At 48.1% G+C, this 15,443-nt stretch carries 16 protein-coding genes; 4 read left to right on the top strand and 12 right to left on the bottom strand.

Features of this window, described 5'->3' with window-relative positions:
• Positions 1-20: 20 nt before the first annotated feature.
• The gene (gene olsF / locus G5S52_RS06645; protein WP_165012341.1) at positions 21-1,757 is read right to left on the bottom strand and encodes a bifunctional ornithine lipid synthase OlsF; all 1,737 of its coding nucleotides are present in this window, start codon (positions 1,755-1,757) and stop codon (positions 21-23) included.
• Between the two features lie 34 nt (positions 1,758-1,791).
• Positions 1,792-2,616, bottom strand: a complete 825-nt coding sequence (locus G5S52_RS06650; protein WP_165012342.1) for a UDP-2,3-diacylglucosamine diphosphatase — start codon at positions 2,614-2,616, stop codon at positions 1,792-1,794.
• 279 nt (positions 2,617-2,895) lie between these two features.
• Here G5S52_RS06650 and G5S52_RS06655 point away from each other — a divergent pair, with 279 nt between their 5' ends.
• Positions 2,896-3,549, top strand: a complete 654-nt coding sequence (locus G5S52_RS06655; protein WP_165012343.1) for an MBL fold metallo-hydrolase — start codon at positions 2,896-2,898, stop codon at positions 3,547-3,549.
• Positions 3,550-3,553: 4 nt separating this feature from the next.
• Here the strand turns inward: G5S52_RS06655 and G5S52_RS06660 are convergent, their stop codons facing one another.
• Complete coding sequence (locus G5S52_RS06660) at positions 3,554-4,243, bottom strand: DUF2982 domain-containing protein (protein ID WP_165012344.1); 690 nt, start codon at positions 4,241-4,243, stop codon at positions 3,554-3,556.
• 328 nt (positions 4,244-4,571) lie between these two features.
• On the opposite strand from G5S52_RS06660, the gene G5S52_RS06665 reads away from it, so the two are divergent.
• Both G5S52_RS06665 and G5S52_RS06670 read left to right on the top strand, forming a co-directional pair.
• The gene (locus G5S52_RS06665; protein ID WP_165012345.1) at positions 4,572-4,949 is read left to right on the top strand and encodes a MarR family transcriptional regulator; all 378 of its coding nucleotides are present in this window, start codon (positions 4,572-4,574) and stop codon (positions 4,947-4,949) included.
• A 329-nt stretch (positions 4,950-5,278) separates the two neighbouring features.
• Positions 5,279-5,701: a hypothetical protein gene (locus G5S52_RS06670; RefSeq protein WP_235956120.1), complete on the top strand. Its 423-nt coding sequence runs from the start codon at positions 5,279-5,281 to the stop codon at positions 5,699-5,701.
• A gap of 54 nt (positions 5,702-5,755) precedes the next feature.
• Here G5S52_RS06670 and G5S52_RS06675 read toward each other — a convergent pair whose 3' ends face one another.
• Together G5S52_RS06675 and G5S52_RS06680 are read right to left on the bottom strand one after the other, a co-directional pair.
• Positions 5,756-7,165, bottom strand: a complete 1,410-nt coding sequence (locus G5S52_RS06675) for a basic amino acid/polyamine antiporter (protein WP_165012346.1) — start codon at positions 7,163-7,165, stop codon at positions 5,756-5,758.
• A gap of 208 nt (positions 7,166-7,373) precedes the next feature.
• A complete protein-coding gene (locus G5S52_RS06680; RefSeq protein ID WP_165012422.1) occupies positions 7,374-7,889 on the bottom strand; it encodes a hypothetical protein in 516 nt (171 codons plus the stop codon).
• Positions 7,890-8,089: 200 nt separating this feature from the next.
• Here G5S52_RS06680 and G5S52_RS06685 point away from each other — a divergent pair, with 200 nt between their 5' ends.
• Positions 8,090-8,728, top strand: a complete 639-nt coding sequence (locus G5S52_RS06685; protein ID WP_165012423.1) for a thiopurine S-methyltransferase — start codon at positions 8,090-8,092, stop codon at positions 8,726-8,728.
• Positions 8,729-8,792: 64 nt separating this feature from the next.
• On the opposite strand, the gene purT is transcribed toward G5S52_RS06685, so the two are convergent.
• The 7 genes from purT to sbcB all read right to left on the bottom strand — a co-directional run bounded on the left by purT (position 8,793) and on the right by sbcB (position 15,400).
• On the bottom strand, positions 8,793-9,968 hold the full coding sequence (gene purT / locus G5S52_RS06690; RefSeq protein ID WP_165012347.1) for a formate-dependent phosphoribosylglycinamide formyltransferase: 1,176 nt from the start codon (positions 9,966-9,968) through the stop codon (positions 8,793-8,795).
• Between the two features lie 167 nt (positions 9,969-10,135).
• Positions 10,136-11,020, bottom strand: coding sequence for a DMT family transporter (locus G5S52_RS06695; RefSeq protein WP_083939927.1), 885 nt, complete (start codon positions 11,018-11,020; stop codon positions 10,136-10,138).
• A 121-nt stretch (positions 11,021-11,141) separates the two neighbouring features.
• A complete protein-coding gene (gene cdd / locus G5S52_RS06700) occupies positions 11,142-12,029 on the bottom strand; it encodes a cytidine deaminase (RefSeq protein ID WP_165012348.1) in 888 nt (295 codons plus the stop codon).
• Between the two features lie 149 nt (positions 12,030-12,178).
• Positions 12,179-12,868: an LrgB family protein gene (locus G5S52_RS06705; protein WP_165012349.1), complete on the bottom strand. Its 690-nt coding sequence runs from the start codon at positions 12,866-12,868 to the stop codon at positions 12,179-12,181.
• 3 nt (positions 12,869-12,871) lie between these two features.
• Positions 12,872-13,249, bottom strand: a complete 378-nt coding sequence (locus G5S52_RS06710; protein ID WP_205743795.1) for a CidA/LrgA family protein — start codon at positions 13,247-13,249, stop codon at positions 12,872-12,874.
• 95 nt (positions 13,250-13,344) lie between these two features.
• Positions 13,345-13,854 carry a winged helix-turn-helix domain-containing protein gene (locus G5S52_RS06715; protein ID WP_165012350.1) on the bottom strand — a complete coding sequence of 170 codons (510 nt, stop codon included), beginning with the start codon at positions 13,852-13,854 and terminating at the stop codon, positions 13,345-13,347.
• 121 nt (positions 13,855-13,975) lie between these two features.
• Positions 13,976-15,400 carry an exodeoxyribonuclease I gene (gene sbcB, locus G5S52_RS06720; protein ID WP_165012351.1) on the bottom strand — a complete coding sequence of 475 codons (1,425 nt, stop codon included), beginning with the start codon at positions 15,398-15,400 and terminating at the stop codon, positions 13,976-13,978.
• Positions 15,401-15,443 lie beyond the last annotated feature (43 nt).

Below are 15,443 nucleotides of genomic sequence, written 5' to 3' on the forward strand. Positions count from 1 at the left end.
CTCGGCGCCTTTTTCAGTTCTTAAACCCGTTCAATATCTTTCATGTGCGGGGAGATGTACCTCTGACGTTTCTTCTCTTTCAGTTTGGTCATATCCACCATCACTAAGCCATCAATGCAGTCGGCAAAGTCCGGGTCGATACTGAAATCCAGAAACTGTACGCCGCCCGGTTCGCACAGCTCACTGTACTGTTTGTAGAGGGTGGGAATGCCCGTCCCCAGATTATCGAGCAGCATTTTGAGTGTCTTCAAATCTTTCTGATAGTCATCGCCACAAAAGTGGACAAGCAGTTCATGTTCTTTCTGGCTGTCGATATTGAAAGGGCGCTTGGAACGCGCGATGGTCGCATGTGCACCAAAGTAGGTGCTGTAGAAGAAAATCAGTAACTCCTTCGCGGCCTGTGGCATGGCATTGCTGATGGTGACTGGGCCGAAGAGGTATCGGTAGTGAGGGTGATTGGCTAAGAAAGCGCCAATGCCTAACCACAAATACTCTAAACTGCGCTTGCCCCAATACTTTGGTTGAACAAAGCTTCTACCAAGTTCCAAACCTTTGTTCAGCACGTCTGACATGCCATCTCCGTAGTCGAACAGGGTATGGGTATACACGGCCTTTAGCCCATGCTGCGCGATAACGGCTTGGGTATCACAGAAGCGATAAGCGCCGACAATGTCCATGGCTTTGGGGTCCCAAAGCACCAGGTGGAAATAATGTTGGTCGTATTTGTCGATATCGCGGCGTTGCCCTGTGCCTTCACCCACGGCACGGAACGCCACTTCACGCAAACGGCCGATTTCACGCATGACATGGGATTCGTCTTTGTATCGATAGAGGTAGATGGATTTTCCATCGGGTGTTTCGCCCAGTCGCTCGCTCTGTTCCAATTCTTTTGCCAGTTTCAATCTTGGCTCGGGGGAAGCGATAGCAGACTCGGTGGGGAATTCACCTGATTTGCCTTTGGCGATGCTGTAGAGGTGCTTTCGGAACAACTTCACCCGCGTTTTTGAGGGAAGATTGGCGCTGGCGTGATAGCTGGAAAACGGTATGGCTTCGCCAATGGTCAGATTGATGGTGTTGTTTTCCTGCCCAAACATTTCGTTGACCAACAGCAGGGTAGACAAGGGTTTGTAGACCATGGAAGCGCCATAAAACATCGCTGAATTTCGACCATCAACATGAATAGGTAATATCGGCGCTTTGGCTTTGGTCGCCATTTTCAGAAAACCATGATGCCAGGCTTTGTCTTTCACTCCGGTCGGGCTGAAACGAGAGACCTCACCCGCGGGAAAAATAATCAGCGCGCCGTCATTTTGCAGCCATTCATCAATCTTACGCAGATTCTCTTTTGGCGTTTTGCCAGACATGTTATTCACTGGCAGCAAACAGTTGTGCATTGGCTCAATCTGCATCAATAAGTTGTTAGCGACCGCTTTGACATCTGGCCGGATTTCACGAACCAGTTTTAGTAATGCGAGGCCGTCAAGCGAACCGATGGGATGGTTGGCGATAATCACGACGCGGCCAGTAGAAGGAATACGCTCTCGTTCGCGGTCGCTGGTGGCATAGCTGAAATGAAAATAATCCAGCACTTGTTCAACGAACTCAAAACCTTTCAGGTAAGGGTATTTTTCCGCAAAGCTCTGAAACGCTTCCTCGTGAAGTAAGCGACGAAGTGTTGAGCTGACAGGGCGAGAAATCCAGCGCTTGTCAGCGATACTTGGGTAGTTCTTTGTAATGACATCATCAATGCTAAACATATCTTTCCTTTTGCCCCTGAGCGTTTTTCGCTTATCAGGCTGCTTCTATGCTTTCTTTCTCTTCACGGAATCTATTCATTTCTGGGTCGACAAAGGCGTCAGTTTCTGCAAGTAATGTGGATTTTTCTGTCCAACGGATAAGTTGGATTGTTCCGTCGTGCTGTTCGAGCAGAGCGGTGCAGTTTTCAATCCAGTCTCCGTCGTTGAAATAAAAAGTACCTTCCAACTGCTTGATGTCTGGGTGATGAATGTGTCCACATACAATGGCGTCTGCGCCACGGCGTCTTGCGAATTGCACAGCTGCATTTTCAAATCGCTGAATGGCGACATTGGCGGAACTCACTTTTGACTTGATGTATGAGGCTAGGGACCAGTACTGGAATCCGGCCTTGCGACGAAGCCTTGCCCACCATCTGTTGAGGAACAACAGAAAGTCATAACCAATGTAACCCGCGATTTCCGTCAGTTTGCTGTGGCAAACTGCGTTATCGAATTCATCTCCATGCACAGCCACAATGCGCTTTCCTGTGATAGTCTCATGTTCGAATCTTGCGCGTACTTCGATGCGCCCAAAATCAAACTTGAGGTAATCACGTACAGCAGCATCATGGTTTCCGGGGATGTATATAAGGCGGGTACCATCGTGGGCACGCTTGAGCAGAAGTGATAAGACCTGACTGTGTGATTCAGGCCAATGGTGACTCGATTTCATTGAATAGAAATCGACAATGTCACCAACAAGAATGATAGTTTCGGCGGTGTGTCGGTTTAAAAAATCGAGCAGGTATTGCGCTTTACAATCCTTGTTTCCCAGATGCAGATCTGAAATCCACACGGTACGCACTGAGATTTTGTTCATAGGCATCCATCTGATGATCAAAACAAATCAACCTTCGACGTTAAATTTAATTCGCTTAGATGAAGGGGAGTTGTCAGATGGGTGACATACTGGTGTCAGACTGTTTTCAAACTGATGACAGAGTAAGCAGCATTCTTTCCAATTCTTTGATTATATTGAATTTCATTTAATTACTGTTGCCGCATGCGAACAAGGATCTCTAAAGGAACGGTTCTCGTTAAAATGAGAACGCGGGCGTGATATGCTTTCGCTGATTTTTGCATTTATACGGATTTTCTTATGGCTTTGAAGTACGAAATCGTTCCTGTGACAGGGTTCCAGCAAAACTGTTCCATCATTTGGTGTGACAAAACCAACGAAGCGGCGCTGGTTGACCCAGGCGGTGACGTGTCCAAACTGGTGGCAAAGGTTAATGAGCTCGGTGTGAACGTGGTTAAAGTGCTTCTGACTCATGGCCATTTGGATCATGTTGGTGGAACTGAAGAAGTCCGCGCGGCTTACAACGTGCCTGTGATTGGCCCAGAAAAGCAAGATGCGTTCTGGCTGCAGGCGCTGCCAGCGCAAAGCGAAATGTTTGGTTTTGCGCGGACTGAAGCGTTTGACCCAGACCAATGGTTGGAAGATGGTGATGAATTAACACTGGGTGAAAGCGTACTGAAAGTGATTCACACGCCAGGCCATACGCCTGGTCACGTAGTGCTTTTCAGTGAAGAAGATCGTATGGCGTGGGTCGGTGATGTTCTGTTCAATGGCAGCATTGGCCGCACTGACTTCCCAAAAGGGGACCATGCAACCTTGATCAGTTCAATCAAGGACAAGCTGTTCCCGCTGGGCAACGACATCACTTTCGTGCCGGGTCATGGTCCTACATCAACGTTCGGCATTGAGCGTCAGCAAAATCCGTATGTCGCGGATAACATGCCGATCTGGTAAGAAACTACTCTTCTGCGGGTGTTCTGCCCGCAGAAGCCAAATACTGTCTCGTTAGCCCCACAAAATCTTCTAGCGGCCTGTCCAATAGATCTTCACTGACAAACACGTCATACCCCAGTAACTCGCGGGTGTACTTCATTCTGTTTGCCAACATCGCCACCAGACCTTTGTAAACTTTACCACTGGCTGATGTGTAAGGCGTGTCGTCGAACATCATGTCTTCGAGTTTGCTGCTCATGGGCTCTTCGGCGCGTCGGTAGGCGCTGAGCAAGAGTCCGCGCTGTTCCATGATGATTTGGCCTGCAAGGCGGTAACTGATGCCTTCAAGGAACGGTTCATAGTCTTTGAGCCTCACACCGAACCAAGGCAAGGACTGGTGCCAGCCTTCATGGGAAACGGAAGGAATGCCAATTTGGTAGATATTGCGCCATTTAAGGCTCCAGCCTCCTTTAGGCGTATGGTGCTGAATGTGCATGTCAGACAGTGAAAAGGAGAGGCGTTGCTGGTCGATCACATAGCCAATATATACACCCAGTGATCCGAGAAGGCAGAGCCCAATCAGAGCGGGAACAGGTTTCACCTGCGGGTTGAGCAAAATAAATGTCACCACCACCATGGCCAAAATCAACACGGCGACACGGAAATATTTGCCTATCTGCTGGTGGGGAGGATAAATCAGCAATCGTTTACTCACTGGGTTGGTACTTTCCTTGTATTACTTCTCTAAAGCTTAGTTCGATCACCGAATACTATCGGTCGAATTCCAAACAAAATAAAGTGTAGTTTCCGACACTTGGCTCAACTTTCATTCTCAGTCGTCGTTAGTGCTACAAAACGCGGGGGATTTTTGATATAAAACGCGCTTTGTTTTTAACTATGCTTGATACCGAAGCGGTGATAAAAGGCTGGTTTAGGGAAGTAAAACAAGGCTTTTGCCTTCCCAAACGGGCTTTTGGAACGAGTATTCGCTTTCGAAGACTGTCGGTAAATTTCAATGCAGTACGTCGGAGTAGGACGATTTAATGAAGATCTCTCACAAACGTAAAGTTCAACTTAAGCTTCAGAAACACATCAAAGCAGCAAAATCTGCGTCAACAGTTGTTGCAAAGAAAGAAGCGCCAGCAAAAGCGGTTAAAGCTGAAAAGCCAGCAGTTGAGCAAAAAACTGAAGCACCAGCAAAAGTGGTAGCCGACGTTTCACTGACTCCAAAACAACAGCAAGTGTTGGACATCGTTCGTCAGAACGCAGAAGGTATCAACCCTAAAGGTATCGGTCTGGCAGCAGGTCAGGAAGATTCTAAAGCGGCATCTTGGGCGACAGGTGCGCTGAAGAAACTGGCTGAAGAAGGTGTTGTAGAGCGTATCCAATCTGGTAACAAAGTACTGTACAAAGCACTTTAATCGCACACAGATCGTAAGTTTGAAGAACCAGCCTCCGGGCTGGTTTTTTTGTAGCCTCTTTTCGGTGGTTATTAACTCAGTGTTAAAGCGCTGTAGATAAGATTGATGGTTTTTCTGGACAACATAAATTTATCGCTGATCAAGCCCATAGTTCTTATTTATTTGCGAGATTAATCTCGAAAAATACATATAGTGAGTGATAAGTTGAACATTAACCAAGCGACTTTTCTCTCGGTTTTAGGCGTTAAAGAACGGCTTTTTACTCGTCAGTTTGGCGTTTAAAGCATAGGGCGAAATGAGAACTTGTCGCTTGGAATATCTCAAGAATAATGAAAGCAACGGGATTTGCTATGACGGGATATTTAGACAGTACAAATAAGCAAAACCAGCATGTCGTGAGCTTTGATTATACACAGTTTCTGTGTGAATCCAGCCGCCAACATTGGACGTTTTTTGAAGCTCTGACGGCACAATTGGGCCGATTTAAGAGAAAGCAGATCGAAACATACGAAGGTTTTTTTCCAAGCGAAGCGTTCACCTTATCGGTGACACACTCTTTATCATCGCTCTACAGCGACGTTTCTAACCTCGTCACACTGGTGGAAGAGGCGAAACGCCAACACATTGAAACGCTGAACATCTTTCTACCTTATGCACTAGATACTGCTGAGTTGGAGAAAATCCGACGGAAGACGGGTGCTCTCGTTACTCAACATGAAGGCGACAGAGACTTTCTGCAGATCATGCTTTAACAAGAAGCACCACCGATTTGGGTGGCGCTTTTTGTTGGGTACGACCAAATCTTGCTAAAGCGTGACGCCCTCAGCCACTAAATAAACCCCATAAGCACTGGCGAAAACAATCGCAACCAAAAGAATCTTATTCCTCCCGTTAAAACCGGCTTTACCTGTTTCACGCATGGCATGAACGTAAAAGGCCAAACCCGGCAGGTACAACAGAGTAGCAAGCAGTAGATGGTGAATACCAGATGCGTAAAGAAGCCAGATACCGTAAATCGTTGCCAGAAATGCAATGGCCTTGACTTTGAACGTATCAAGCTCACTGAAAGACAATTTCATTAAGTAGGCTGCCACGAGTAGGTAGGGCACCAAAATCATTTCCGATGCGATGGTCAGCAAATCATCATATCCGCCGCCAATGACAAACATCAGAATCAGGCATAACTGAACGGCACAACTTGTTAGCCAGAGAGAATAAGTCGGTGTACCGTTTTGATTTGTTTCTGCAAAGACTTTGGGAAACATGCCGAGTTTTGCCGCAGTGTAAGGTGTTTCTGTCGCCAGCAATGTCCAGCTTAGGTATGCACCAGAGACAGAGATAATTAGCCCGATGCCAATGATCGCCGCGCCGATGTCTCCAATCAGTGTTTCAAGGATTTTAGCGGCTGATGGATTCTGCAGCTTTGCCAACTCTGGCGTTGATATCACACCCATGGAAAGTAATGTGACGGACACATACAGGAAAAGACAAATCAGTAAGCCCAGGATTGTCGCTCGACCGACGTCTTTGTTGTTCTTGGCCCGGCTGGAGACAACGACTGCACCTTCCACCCCAATAAACACCCACACCGTGATCAGCATGGTTTGTTTGATTTGATCAAATAGGCTTGGCTGATTGGCGATGTTAAGGCCGGTAAAATCAAACGTGAACGTGTCCCATTTGAAGGCGATAAAGGTGGCAATGATAAAGACAAGGATCGGGATCAGCTTGGCGATAGTCGTTACATAATTAACGATGGCAGCCGTTTGAACGCCACGTAACACCAAAGTGTGTACGAGCCAGATAAGTATTGATGATAAAGCAACGGAAACTAACGTATTCCCATCACCAAACAGTTTGAACGTCGGCGTGTCAAAGAACAGCCCCAGAGTGCTGAATACAATCACCAGATAAGAAACGTTGGCGACGGCCGCACTGAGCCAATATCCCCATGAAGAAAAAAAACCGCACAAATCCCCAAAGCCAGCCTGTGCATAGCCGAACACGCCGCCCTGAACATCGGGTTTGCTTAATGTGAGTTCTTGGAAGGTCAATGCCAGACAAATCATGCCAAAGCCAGTGATCAACCAACCAAGGGAAACCGCAGCAGGGCTGGCAATGGCTGCCATATTTTGGGGAAGACTGAAAACGCCAGCACCGATCATGGAGCCAATGACAAGGGCAGTGAGTGCCTTTAAATCCAATTTATTGCTCAAAACCTAGCATTCCTACTTCGAACCGTCGGAAAAGCTGAGTATAGGCAACGGCGTAAGGTGACAATCTGTTCAGAAATGGGAAATTACGTCTTGGTGATGCTGTTGAAACCGCGATATTTATCTAGCTTCTGAAAAGGTTTCGCGGCACTCAGGGTCTGTTGACTCCAAGCGCCGCGAGGCAGTGTTCGATATTGTTTTGAGGTACAGGTTAGTGAAGTTGTTCAGGGACACCTGAAATCACGAATCCTGGTGTATGGGTTTCGGTCCCTGATAGAGATTGAGCAAAATGGCTGAGCTCACCAAAACCAATCACAGCAGCAGAGGTGTCTGATGCCAGCGCTTTACGCATAAGATCTTTAGCGTCGTGGGTTGCTGTTGGACGAGCAATACGGATTTGAGATTGTTGAATGCCAGCCTGAGTAAAAAGCGAAAGAGAGAAATTGGACGGCGGCGCAATCAAGGTAATCCACTTATGACTTTCTGCGAGGCTTTTAACCAATCGCAGCAGGTAAGCCAATTCGCTCATGTTGTTTTGGTAGATATTCACAGAGACCAAGCGACAGGAAATTGAATCACAGGAAATCGAGGCGTCATTGCTTTGATAACGATGTGCCTGGTGAAAGCTGCGCGCACCAGCAGCAAGACGGACGTAATGCTCGCGAACAGCAGAACGGGTCATGTGTGTGTGGTGGACGGATTGGTTGATCGCAAACGACTGTTTCATCATATTTTCCTGTACGAATATCCAATACTGTATGAGTGTACAGTAGTAATAATTTGGTCAAAAAACAATAGAAAACTGGGAAACATCGCGAAGTTGATCACGAATATGATCCATTTCGCCTTGGAGAAATGGTTTTTTCCGGCTGAGTGACACTGTTAAGATGTCGCCCTTATGTGGAAAGCAACAACGAGAAAAACAACATGGATCAGGAATTCTGGCACAGCCGATGGGCAGAAAACCGCATTGGTTTTCACCTCTCGGATACCAATCCGCTTTTGGTAAAGTATTGGCCTTTGCTTCACCCTCAACGTGAAGAGGCGGTGTTTGTCCCTATGTGTGGCAAATCCATTGACCTAAGCTGGCTGGCCAGCAAGCACGATGAGGTAGTGGGTGTCGAATTGAGTGAGATTGCGGTGCGTGCGTTTTTTTCTGAGCACCTTTATACGCCGACGGTCACGTCGATGAGCCCAACAATGAAGCTGTATCATTTTGATGAGCTGTCTATCTATGCCGGTGACTATTTCACTGCGCCGTTAGAAACCTATCCGCTGGTTTATGATCGTGCCGCGCTGATCGCCATGCCTGAATCCCTGCGTCAACAGTATGCGGAAAGGTTGTTGTCGCTTCTTAAACCGGGCGGCCGCATCTTGCTGGTGACGCTTCATTATCCACAAGAGCAAATGGACGGTCCTCCTTTCAGCGTGGATGCTGACGAAGTACGTCGGTTGTTTGATGGCTATAAGATCACTCATCTAAATCGAGATGAGCAGGCAGATAGACCCCCTAAAGGTAGAACCGCAGATTTCTTTGCAGAAGAAGTCTGGTTGATAGAGTCCTAGTAAACGCTCTGGAAACAAAAACGCCACCTGACGAGGTGGCGTTTTTAAGCGTGACTGTTGTCGTTTAGAAATCTACCTGAACAGATGAAGCGACGCTTACAGCTTTGCTCACGGCAGAATCGGTATTGGTATCAGTAGCCAGTGCAACGCCTAAACGGCGGCGACCGTTAATGTCAGGCTTACCGAACAAGCGAACCTGTGTATCGCTGTAACGTAGTGCTTCGGTGAGTCCCTGAAAACTCAAGTTATCCGACGTACCTTCCGCAAGAATCACGGCAGAAGCAGAAGGGCCGAACTGGCGAATTGCATTTACGGGCAAGCCAAGGAATGCGCGGACATGAAGGGCGAACTCGGAAAGATCCTGAGAGATCAGTGTCACCATACCGGTATCATGCGGACGAGGGGAGACTTCACTGAACATCACTTCATCGCCTTTGATGAAAAGCTCCACACCAAACAGACCATACCCACCCAGCGCAGTCACCACTTTGCGCGCAACATCTTCTGCCGCTTTGAGTGCTCTCTCGCTCATTGCCTGCGGCTGCCATGATTCACGGTAGTCGCCGTCTTCCTGACGGTGGCCGATGGGCGCACAGAAATGAATGCCATCGATGGCACTAACAGTCAGCAGAGTGATTTCATAATCGAACTCAACGAATCCTTCAACGATGACTTTGCCACGGCCTGCGCGTCCGCCTTCTTGGGCGTAATCCCATGCATATTGGATGTCAGAGGCAGATTTTACTACGCTCTGTCCTTTGCCCGATGAACTCATCACCGGCTTAACAACGCACGGAAATCCAACTTGCTCGATGGCTTGCTCAAACGCTTCTTGCGTGTCTGCAAAGGCGTAGGGTGAAGTAGGAACCTGCAGTTCTTCTGCAGCCAGACGACGGATGCCTTCACGGTTCATTGTCAGCTGTGTTGCTCGTGCGGTAGGCACCACATTGAGCCCCAATTTTTCCAGCTCAACCAGACGGTCAGTGGCAATGGCTTCAATCTCTGGCACAACATAGTCAGGCTTTTCCTGAGCAATCACCGCTGCAAGAGCATCGCCATCCAGCATGTCAATCACATGGCTGCGATGGGCGACTTGCATCGCAGGGGCATCAGCATAACGGTCACAGGCAATGACTTCGAGGCCGAGTCGTTGGCATTCGATCGCCACTTCTTTGCCGAGTTCACCAGAGCCTAAAAGCAGGACGCGGGTTGCGCCAGGACGGGTAGCAGTACCAATCATGATATTCTTCCAATCATTCAAATGTCTGGCCGCAATTCTACCTCAAGCAAACGTTTGCGCAAACGTTTGTTTTTATCCTGAGACACTTGAAAACCTTTTGTTCTGGGCGACGTGTTGAAAGACCTCATAAGAAAAAGCCGCTCAATTTGAGCGGCTTACAAAAGCAGTTAGCGGTTTGTCGGTTTTCGTGTTTCCCAATGGGTGATGAAGAATACCGCAGCAATGATGATAGCAGCGCCAAGCCAGAGTCGGCCTGGTGGCACCCAGCCAAATACCAAGAAGCCAAACAAGACGTTCAGTGGCAGCTTTGCATGGTCAAAAGGCTGTACGAACGAAGCATCCGCCACAGCGTAAGCTTTGGCAATCGCCCATTGAGCTAATGCGGTCAAAAGGCCTGCGCCCAGAAGCATCAACCATACAGTTTGACCGCTTGGCATTGTCCATTCTGGTGCTGCCAGCAAAATGTTGAATGGCGTGATCAGAAGCAGCAGATAAACCACCATGGTGGTTGGCGAATCGTAGTGCGACAGTTTTTTCACCATCAGAGAGTAGGTTGCCCAGAAGAAAGCTGCACCCACCGGCAGAAGCGTTGCCCAGTTAAAATCATCTGACCAAGGTTCCAATATGATCATGGCGCCTACAAAGCCGCTCAGCGTTGCAAACCAGCGTGCAGGGCCGACTCTTTCACCAAGGAAAAGGCCAGATCCGATGGTGGCAAACAGTGGTGATGTCATCAGAAGTGCGATGCCTTGCCAGATTGGTACTGGATAGGCCAGCGCCCACAGCCAAAGTTGAATACCAATCACCGAGAAAAAGACTCGCAGGCAGTGCATGCCGAGATGTTCGGTTTTCAGTGCCTGCCGGATCCCCATACTTTTCAGCCAAGGGAGCATGGCAATCAACGCAATGAAGTACTGAATGAAAGCAACCGTGGTAGAAGGCAGTTGCATTTTAAAGCTCACATACTGCGCGAGACTGTTCACCATCGCGAAACAGACACCGGCGGTCAGCATCCATGTGGCGCCTAGAATAGGGTTGTGTTGTTGGCTCATGTGCGTGTTGGAAAGAGAAAAAGTGTTCCGATACTAGCGAAAAAATTGTACATGGGAAGGGGAAAACGTAAAAACGCCGGGAATATCCGGCGTTTTGTCACTTAAGTGTCGCGAATAGGTATTAAATCGCCAGATAACCCAAAGGAATATCAGGGTTTAGCGCTTCCAACATCGCCTGGGTATCTTGCAGGTGACTGTTGTTGGCATTGGCGGTTTCAACCAAGACCACTTCCTGAATGTCAGTCAGAGGCGCATTAGCCAGGTTCATAATGTTCAGGGCGACCTGAAGTGGAGGCAAGCTTGGGTTAAACGCAGCGTTCTCAGCATACATACCAGTGAAGACATTACCTTTGGTATCACGCAACGCAACACCGCTCAGATTGCGGGTGTATGGTGCATGACTGCGGTTAGTGGCTTGAACTGCAGCCTTAATCAGCTCATCGTCTTCTTTTGCGGCTAACCCGTGATTAACTGGCGCTAACAAGGGTTGGTCGACACCGAGATCTGACGGGCCAAATGCTTCTGGCAGATAGCTGTGCAATAGCTTGGCTTCACGCTCAGGCAATTGGACTTGCAGCAATTCTGCACCACTCAATTCGTTCATGAACTGACGGCAATGACCACACGGGCTGTAATTGATGGTGATATCTGTCAGGCGGGTTTCACCTTTCAGCCATGCGTGGCTGATGGCAGATTGCTCAGCATGAACAGACTGGTTCAATTGAACACCTTCATATTCCATGTTTGCGCCCAGATACAAGCGGCCTGATTCGCCACGTGCAATGGCACCAACATAGAACTTTGAAATGGGGGCAACCGAATAGGCAGCGGCAACTGGCAAGAGGGCAACGCGTGCCTCGGCGTCTGAAAGTCCAGTTTCATCAAGCAGTGCGGCAAAGTCTTGGGCGCTGATTGTGGCATCAAATTCTGGTGCAGAAACGATCTTGTTCACTGCTTCTTTGAACGGAGTAGGTAAAGCTGTAATTGCTTCCTGAACGCTAGCTCGCATGTTCGCTCCAATGCTCTTGTTATGGGAGAGTATTCTAAAGCGAATTATAGCCAAATAAATGTGATTTATATCACTTTATATGTGTAACATGAATTTCTATTGCATTAATTAGGGTGATCTCACATGATTTCGATTTCATTTGATGCCTGTCATGTTGTGGTGTAATTAACAACAAACACAATAATCGGATATACAAAGGGTGCGAGAATGGTGGTGATGATGCCGCAAATCACCAAGGCCAGTGAACTCATGGCACCTTCCTGATAATTACTCTCTGCCGCTTTTGCTGTGCCAATGGCGTGAGAAACTGCACCAATGGATAGTCCTCTCGCCAGCGAAGATTTCACCTTCAACGCATTCAGCATTGGATACCCAACCAAAGCGCCAAACAACCCCGCGACCACTACCAACGCCGCTGTGACGGCAGGTATTCCGCCAATGTGCTCAGCGGTGCTCAAAGCAAAGGGCGTTGACACAGATTTAGGCAAAACAGACGCAGCGATTTGTAAGTCACCACCTACCCACACGGCAATGAGTGAACCTAAGATCATCGAAGCGAAACTCGCTAAGGTGCAGGCAATAAGAATGGTTCGCCAGTGTCGGTGGATGACATGCATTTGTTCATACAGCGGATAAGCCAATGCAATCACCGCAGGGCCAAGCATGAAGTTAATGATTTGGTTCTGCTCAAAATAAACCTGGTAGGTATCACCGCTATAAATGACCATGGGCATGAGCACTATCAAGCTAATCAACAACGGATTGAAAACAGGATGACGAAGCTTGAGGGCAATCTGTCGGGCAATGGTATAGACAATCAGTGTCGCGATAATCCACATGGCTCAGTTCTCTTCCTTATCTTTGTTCAGCAGTTTAGCCATCACCACTAATACAATCAGCGAGCTCAACACTGTGGCACCTAGCAAAGGCAAGGAGTCAGAAACCAGTAAAGTGAAGTGATCCATCAATCCCATACTGGCGGGGATAAAAAACAATGGCATCACCATGATCAGTAGCGTGCAGGCATCTTTTACCCAACGTCCTGGCACCACGCCTGTGGTCAGGCTGACAAAAAGTAACAACATACTGACGATGCTGCTTGGAAAAGGTAGATGCAGGAAAGTCGTAATAAGACTGCCGATCGCGTAGTAGAGCGCGATCAACGCAAATCCGATCAGGTAGTTCACTTTTTTGTCTCGCTTGTTAGGAATGACAGACATTCTACTACGAGAGCGTATATGAGACCTTGTTCTATTCGAGGAAGATCACACAAAAAACGGCAGTCCAAGCTGCCGTTAGTTTTCATGTCATCACGTTAGAAAAAGTAGACGGCCCCCGCGGCTGCAGCGACTAAAAAAGTGACAGCACCCAGGAAAAGATGGGCGGTTTTTGGATGGGGTTCTGGTTCCGCGATGGCCTCTTCCAGGTTGATGTCGAGTTCGTCTGGCAGAGAAGGATCGGGCGGTAAGTCGTCTTGTCGCTGATATGTTTTTTGTGGCAAGGCGATGCGATAACCATGATCTCCCACCACATCCAGTGGCAGTATTTTTTCTCCTTGACGATAGGATTTCGCCAGCAGAGAACAAATACTGTTTTGATGCTGGGAGAATGAAGAGTCTGGCAATGAGGTCGCCGTATATAGGACTCTCGCTGAAAGTACTTCGCCCGCATGATAGCAAAGCATTTCAAGCAGTCTGCATTCTTCATAGGTCAGGGTAGTGACAGTGCTGTCACGCCAGTACAGAGAGCGGCTCTCAGGTTCGAAATCTACATCTGAAAATCGGTAGCAGCGACTGTTGACCTTGGTGACCATCTCATTTCCCACACGGCAATCTCTTATAAGAAAAGTGTGGACTCAAATCACAGAATTTCAAATGAAACGCACCTGAAAATACAGTTGCGTAAAGCGAACATCACACGGTAAACAATTGATCTAGGTCGAGAGCCTAAGAAACCAGTGACTCGACATAGTGATAAACGGATTTAAGAATCTTAAATTTTTTATCGTCACTTTGATTGGCTTCAGCCAGTGCTTCCAAATTTGCCATATAAGCAGGTAACTCAGCCTCGAAATAGTCGCGACGATGCATGTGCCATTTTTTCTGCTCGCTGTCACTTAATGTAGCGGGATAGTTTCGTGCTCGATAGCGGAAAAGCAGTGGCTTGATACGCTGATCTGAAACCTGTATATCCAGAGCCGCCAGATTTTCCGGTTTGGTCTGGCGGATGATATCCATGGTAGAGCGGTCAGATGGCGAGAAGAAGCCGTCATAAAGCGCTGCATCGACATTGCCGGACGATTGATATTCCGGCTTCTCGGCATAAAGTGCGACAAGCTTTTCACGGACAGAGGGATTAGCCTGGAGCTTTTTCAAATTATCCAGACACTGTTGGCGATCAATACCCAGTCGGGCCGCATCTTCCGGGCGCAGGGTTTTGGCTTCAGCAAGCACAGGACATTTGTTGATGTGAATGAGTTTGATAGGTGCAGGTAACTCGTCCGGGGCCAGATCAGCATGTTTAGTGTAAAGGCGTTCACGAAGGGCGTCGGTATCCAAATCAAATAATGGCGAAGGATCACGCGCCAAATCGACGGCAATGACTGCGTTTTTGTTTTCAGGGTGCCATGCAACAGGTACTACCCAGCTGGTGTTCCCCCGCTCCGTGCCGAACATGCCAGAAACGTGCACCAATGGTTTCATGGAAACCACATCAATCAGCGGTGTCAGCTTGTTTTTATTTCGGTATGTATAGAGATAATCAAACAGACGTGGTTGCGACGTTTTCAGCTTTTTCGCCATTTCAATGGTGGCATGAACATCGGCCATCGCATCATGCGCATTGCTGTGTTCGATGCCATTTTCTACTGATAGGTGTTCCAGTTTGAAGCTGATATTCCCTTCACTGTTTACTGGCCACTCAATGCCCTCGGGACGCAGCGCATAAGCGGCGCGCATGGCATCCAAAAGATCCCATCTTGAATTGCCGTTCTGCCAACTCCAGCCGTACGGGTCGAAAAAGTTGCGGTACAGCGTGTAGCGCGTCACTTCATCGTCAAACCGGATGTTGTTGTAACCCACAGCGCAGGTGCCGGGTACGGACAACTGTTCGTGGATCTTGGTGATAAACTCTGGCTCTGGCAGCCCGCGGGTGACAGCAGTTTGCGGCGTAATACCTGTGATCAGGCATGCTTCCGGCTGTGGAAGATAATCATTGGGTGGCTGACAATAAATGACCAACGGTTCTCCAATGATGTTGAAGTCTTTGTCTGTTCTGACTCCGGCAAACTGGCACGGGCGATCAAGGGCAGGGCTGGTTCCAAAGGTTTCGTAATCGAAGAAGAAAAAGGTAGGTTCGTTGGCTTGTGTCACGGTGTTATCCAAGGGTTTGATAGACCAGAGGATGTTACCGCAA

Origin of the sequence: Grimontia sedimenti, from assembly GCF_011045095.1 — a bacterium.
GTDB lineage: Bacteria > Pseudomonadota > Gammaproteobacteria > Enterobacterales > Vibrionaceae > Enterovibrio > Enterovibrio sedimenti.

Coding starts and splice junctions, on each gene's coding strand:
- G5S52_RS06685 (WP_165012423.1), top strand. CDS start 8,090: ATGGATCAGGAATTCTGGCACAGCCGATGGGCAGAAAACCGCATTGGT.
- G5S52_RS06710 (WP_205743795.1), bottom strand. CDS start 13,249: ATGTCTGTCATTCCTAACAAGCGAGACAAAAAAGTGAACTACCTGATC.
- G5S52_RS06655 (WP_165012343.1), top strand. CDS start 2,896: ATGGCTTTGAAGTACGAAATCGTTCCTGTGACAGGGTTCCAGCAAAAC.
- olsF (WP_165012341.1), bottom strand. CDS start 1,757: ATGTTTAGCATTGATGATGTCATTACAAAGAACTACCCAAGTATCGCT.
- G5S52_RS06665 (WP_165012345.1), top strand. CDS start 4,572: ATGAAGATCTCTCACAAACGTAAAGTTCAACTTAAGCTTCAGAAACAC.
- cdd (WP_165012348.1), bottom strand. CDS start 12,029: ATGCGAGCTAGCGTTCAGGAAGCAATTACAGCTTTACCTACTCCGTTC.
- purT (WP_165012347.1), bottom strand. CDS start 9,968: ATGATTGGTACTGCTACCCGTCCTGGCGCAACCCGCGTCCTGCTTTTA.
- G5S52_RS06695 (WP_083939927.1), bottom strand. CDS start 11,020: ATGAGCCAACAACACAACCCTATTCTAGGCGCCACATGGATGCTGACC.
- G5S52_RS06650 (WP_165012342.1), bottom strand. CDS start 2,616: ATGAACAAAATCTCAGTGCGTACCGTGTGGATTTCAGATCTGCATCTG.
- G5S52_RS06670 (WP_235956120.1), top strand. CDS start 5,279: ATGAAAGCAACGGGATTTGCTATGACGGGATATTTAGACAGTACAAAT.
- G5S52_RS06680 (WP_165012422.1), bottom strand. CDS start 7,889: ATGAAACAGTCGTTTGCGATCAACCAATCCGTCCACCACACACACATG.
- G5S52_RS06705 (WP_165012349.1), bottom strand. CDS start 12,868: ATGTGGATTATCGCGACACTGATTGTCTATACCATTGCCCGACAGATT.